General features: G+C 67.0%; 6 protein-coding genes and 1 pseudogene. 6 read left to right on the plus strand and 1 reads right to left on the minus strand.

Translation table 11 applies throughout. The features are described 5' to 3' along the window. From ENN83_RS10855 to ENN83_RS10865, 3 genes and pseudogenes are all read left to right on the plus strand, one after another. Positions 1-142 (plus strand): annotated as a pseudogene (locus ENN83_RS10855) (pyridoxal phosphate-dependent aminotransferase); the annotation flags it as partial. Between the two features lie 70 nt (positions 143-212). Then, positions 213-605, plus strand: coding sequence for a DUF6858 family protein (locus tag ENN83_RS10860; RefSeq protein ID WP_287186902.1), 393 nt, complete (start codon positions 213-215; stop codon positions 603-605). Positions 606-753: 148 nt separating this feature from the next. Further along, positions 754-1566 carry a TIGR00282 family metallophosphoesterase gene (locus tag ENN83_RS10865; protein WP_287186905.1) on the plus strand — a complete coding sequence of 271 codons (813 nt, stop codon included), beginning with the start codon at positions 754-756 and terminating at the stop codon, positions 1564-1566. 4 nt (positions 1567-1570) lie between these two features. Here the strand turns inward: ENN83_RS10865 and ENN83_RS10870 are convergent, their stop codons facing one another. Beyond that, positions 1571-2425: a LysR family transcriptional regulator gene (locus ENN83_RS10870; RefSeq protein ID WP_287186908.1), complete on the minus strand. Its 855-nt coding sequence runs from the start codon at positions 2423-2425 to the stop codon at positions 1571-1573. 112 nt (positions 2426-2537) lie between these two features. Between ENN83_RS10870 and ENN83_RS10875 the strand changes: the two genes are divergently transcribed. The 3 genes from ENN83_RS10875 to ENN83_RS10885 form a co-directional block, all read left to right on the plus strand. Then, entirely contained in the window at positions 2538-2756 is a 219-nt protein-coding gene (locus ENN83_RS10875; RefSeq protein ID WP_287186909.1) for a DUF1127 domain-containing protein, read from the plus strand. Between the two features lie 153 nt (positions 2757-2909). Continuing rightward, positions 2910-3668: a Bax inhibitor-1/YccA family protein gene (locus ENN83_RS10880; protein WP_287186910.1), complete on the plus strand. Its 759-nt coding sequence runs from the start codon at positions 2910-2912 to the stop codon at positions 3666-3668. A 210-nt stretch (positions 3669-3878) separates the two neighbouring features. After that, positions 3879-4327, plus strand: a 449-nt coding sequence (locus ENN83_RS10885; protein WP_287186912.1) for a DNA alkylation repair protein, incomplete at its 3' end; no start/stop codon positions are given.

Raw genomic sequence — 4327 nt, forward strand, 5'->3', positions numbered from 1 at the left:
CGATGTCTTCGTGCGGATGCCCGGCGTGGCGCCGCTGGACCGCTGCATCCGGATCTCGGCAGGGCCGGAGGATCAGCTGGATGTGCTGGCCGAGGCGCTGCCCGGCGCGCTGGCCGATGCAAGAGATTCAGCCGCGCGGTGATCTGGTCACTGACCGCGCGCAACAGATCGGTCAGGATGAGCCGAGATCAACCCCCAGACCCGGAGCGAGGATGAAACAGACCCTTCTGATGGAGAAATACCCGGTCTTCGACATGGACCTGCCCAAGTCCGAGACCTCTTGCCAGAGCGTCGATGACATCATGGCCACCCTCAGGGCGCGGATCGACGCCCATCCCAAGGTGGCCTTCATCGCCATTTTCGACCATTTCGCGCATACCACCGCGATCGGCGGCACCGTCGGCGAAGGGATCCGCGACGCCCGCAACATCGTCTTCTGTTTCGGGATCGCGTTGCCGAACGCCCATGTGCTGGCGGTCCGGCCCCGGTCCATCGGCGTGGCCGATCTGGGCGAGCGGTTCCACATCACCTTCATGGAACCGCCGATGGAGATCGCAACGCGCGAGATGGAAGCCTGGTGCAAGGCGCTGGCCGACCGGACCTGATCCGGCATCGCCGGGCACAGGGGGGCGCTGCCCCCCGTCCTTGCGGACTCCCCCCGGGATATTTCGGGCCAGAAGAAGGACAGGGGCGCGGGGGCGGCGTGACGGAACGCCTTGCCCTTCGGCGTGGTGCGGCCTGGGGCTGTTGCGCATGAGAATTCTGTTTCTTGGGGATGTCATGGGCCGGGCGGGGCGCGATGCGGTGATCGCGCGCCTGCCCGGCTTGCGCGCGGACTGGGGGCTGGATTTCGTCGTGGTCAATGGCGAGAACGCGACATCGGGGGCGGGGCTCAGCCCGGCGCATGCGCGCGCGTTGCTCGATGCCGGGGCGGATTGTCTGACGCTGGGCGATCATGCCTTCGACCAGAAGGACATGCTGGGCTTCGTCGAGCAGGAGCCGCGCATCCTGCGCCCGCTGAACTATGCCAAGGGTGCGCCGGGCAGGGGGGCGCGGCTGTTCGAGGCGCGCGGCGGGCGCAAGGTCCTGGTGGCACAGGCGTTGGGCCAGGTCTTCATGAAGCGGCCCTTCGACGATCCGTTCTCGGCCATCGACCCGGTCCTGAAGGCGCATCCCCTGGGCGGGCTGGCGCAAGCGGTGCTGGTCGACATGCATTGCGAGGCGACCTCCGAGAAGATGGCGATGGGCCATTTCTGCGACGGCCGCGCCAGCCTGGTGGTCGGCACCCATACCCATGTGCCCACGGCGGACGCGCAGGTTCTGCCGCGCGGCACGGGCTATCTGTCCGATGCGGGCATGTGCGGCGATTATGATTCGGTGATCGGCATGGAAAAGGACGAGCCGATGCGCCGTTTCATCACCGGCATGGCCAAGGGGCGGTTCACCCCGGCCGCAGGCGAGGCGACGGTTTCGGGTGTCCTCGTCGAGACCGATGACCGTACCGGGCGGGCCACGCGCATTGCCATGGTTCGCCAGGGCGGGCGGCTGGCGCAGGCCGGTCCCTGAGCCCTCAGCCCGCGCGATAGGCCTGCCGGATCAGCCCGGCCAGCGCCTCCAGCGTCGGACCCGGCGCGACATCCGAGACATAGAGGTCGATCAGGGTGCGCGGCAATTCGGGCAGCGCGCCGCCATGGCTGATGCGTTCGACATAGGGCGGCATCGCGCCTTCGACGACGGTGTGCACCGCCAGATCGGCGCTGACGCTGGCCTCGACCGTGCGGATCGAGTCGCTTTCTACGGCCATCTGCCAGGGGATGCCGGCCCGGTCCAGCGCCTCCTCGACGTCCTGGCGGAAGATGCAGGCATGTTCATAGGCCAGCCGCAGCGGGCGCTGTTTCCAGGCCTGCCCGCCGATCGCGCCGACCCAGACCAGCGGCAGTTCGGCCAGCGTCTCGCCGCCCGGGCCGCAGCGATCCTCGGTGGTCAGGATCAGGTCCACCTCGCCGCGGCGGAACTGTTCGCGCAGCCGCGTGGTGTAAGACGAGACCAGCTGCACCCGGACGCGCGGGAAATCGGCGGCAAAGCGGTTCAGCACCTGCGGGATCGCGGGATAGACGATGTCATGCGGCACGCCCAGCACGATCTCGCCCTCGTAATCCTGCGCCGTCATGCGGGCATAGACCTCGTCGTTCAGCGACAGCAGGCGGCGGGCATAGCCCAGCAACTGCTCGCCCGCCGCGGTCAGCCGGACCCGGCGCCCGGTGCGGTCCAGCAGATCGAGCCCCAGCGCCTGTTCCAACCTCTTGACCTGCATCGACACCGCCGATTGCGTCAGGTTCAGCAACCCCGCCGCCCGCGTGACCCCGCCCGCTTCGGCCACGGCCACGAAAGAGCGCAGGGCGGTCAGGTCCAGATGGCGCGGCATATCACGACCCTTGATTCACCGCATAGCAATCATTCGTCTGAAGAATGAAACACGATGCGCGATAAGCTGCAAGCAGAGAGAGAGCAGTCCGCATCAGGAAGGAGGCACGGCCATGGCCCATATCGTCACCGACACCATCCGGGGCGTCCGTCTTCCCGCGCTTGGCGATCTTTTGCGCCGCTTCGGCCTTGGCCTTGGCGTTGCCCGCCAGCGTCACCGCCTGGCCGAGCTTGACGACTCGATGCCGCGTGACACCGGACTGACCCGGGACGAGGCGCTGGCCGAGGCCCGCCGCCCGGTCTGGGACGTGCCGAGGACCTGGCTGCGCTGAACCGCGCGGCAGGCTGACGGAAACGTCACAAGGTATCGCGCCGTTTTCGGACCGGCGCGCCTTGAAATGCTTTCCCCCTTCGCCGATATTCCCCCGCAATGGCGGGGTCCGGATTGTCCGGTCCGCCGGGTGTGAAAATCTGAGGAGGCAGCGATGGCTGACTACAACACGAACACGATCCGCGCGGGCCAGACGGCGGGCATCCGCTCGTCGGCGCAGATCGACGCGGGCCTTCGTGCCCATATGAACAAGGTCTACGGCACCATGTCGGTCGGCATGGTGATCACAGCGCTGGCCGCCTGGGCGATCTCGGGGCTGGCCGTCGCGGCAGATGGCACGCTGACCGGGCTTGGTATGGCGATCTACGCCTCTCCGCTGAAATGGCTGATCATGTTCGCCCCGCTCATCATGGTGTTCGGCTTCGGCATGGTCGCGAACCGGATGTCGGCGGCGGCCGCGCAGCTCTACTTCTACGGCTTCTCGACGCTGATGGGCCTGTCGATCAGCTCGATCTTCCTGGTCTTCACCGGGCTGTCGATCGTGCAGACCTTGCTGATCACGGCGATCGCCTTCGCGGGCCTGTCGCTCTGGGGCTACACGACCAAGAAGGACATCTCGGGCTGGGGGTCGTTCCTGATCATGGGCGTGATCGGCCTGATCGTCGCCTCGATCGTGAACATCTTCCTGGGCAGCCCCGCGATCATGTTCGCGGTGTCGATCATCGGCGTACTGCTGTTCTCGGCGCTGACCGCCTATGACACCCAGCGGATCAAGACCGACTACATCCAGCATGCGCAGTCGATGGACAGCGAATGGCTGGCCAAGTCGGCGATCATGGGGGCGCTGAACCTCTACCTAGACTTCATCAACCTGTTCATGTTCCTGCTGCAATTCCTGGGCAACAGAGAGTAACGTTCGACCCGGGGTTCTGGGCGCCGATGTCCCCGCCAACCGAAAGGTTTGGCGGGGTTTTTCTTTTTCGAACGCGCTTGTCGCGCGACGAGTCCCAGGCACAAGGGTTTGGCTCAGCCTGCCCGGGACAACGGCGCCCCATCGGGACAGCGGGCGAAGGATGCGCCATGTCGCCTTGACCGGGCCACGCACAAGAGCCAGAGACGCGGCATGACACCCGAAATCGCCCTTGCCGAACTGACGGCCCGCGCCGTTCCGGACAAGGCCGCCGGAATGGCCGCCCATCACGGGGCGGGGCGCGTCTATCTGGGCATTCCCGCCCACGAGATCGACGCGCTGGCCGGGGCATGGCGGGCGGCATCCCCGCCCGAGGCGCGGCTGGAACTGGCGGCAGCGCTTTGGCAAAGCGACATCCACGAAGCGCGGATCGCCGCGGCAAAGCTGCTGGCGCAGGCACGCATAAGGCCGGACGATTCAGGCGCGTGGCGGCTGATCGTATCCTGGGTGCCCGGCTTCGACACGCTGGCCATCACCGAGCAGGCCGCGATCGCCGGGCAGAAGCGTCTGGTGGCCGATCCCTCACGGCTGGACGAGGTCGAGGGATGGACCCGCGCGGATCAGGTCTGGACGCGACATGCGGCGCTCCTGATGACGCTCCC

The sequence above is a fragment of the Rhodovulum sp. genome (assembly GCF_011048875.1).
GTDB lineage: Bacteria > Pseudomonadota > Alphaproteobacteria > Rhodobacterales > Rhodobacteraceae > Rhodovulum > Rhodovulum tesquicola.

Coding starts and splice junctions, on each gene's coding strand:
- ENN83_RS10865 (WP_287186905.1), top strand. CDS start 754: ATGAGAATTCTGTTTCTTGGGGATGTCATGGGCCGGGCGGGGCGCGAT.
- ENN83_RS10875 (WP_287186909.1), top strand. CDS start 2,538: ATGGCCCATATCGTCACCGACACCATCCGGGGCGTCCGTCTTCCCGCG.
- ENN83_RS10860 (WP_287186902.1), top strand. CDS start 213: ATGAAACAGACCCTTCTGATGGAGAAATACCCGGTCTTCGACATGGAC.
- ENN83_RS10880 (WP_287186910.1), top strand. CDS start 2,910: ATGGCTGACTACAACACGAACACGATCCGCGCGGGCCAGACGGCGGGC.
- ENN83_RS10870 (WP_287186908.1), bottom strand. CDS start 2,425: ATGCCGCGCCATCTGGACCTGACCGCCCTGCGCTCTTTCGTGGCCGTG.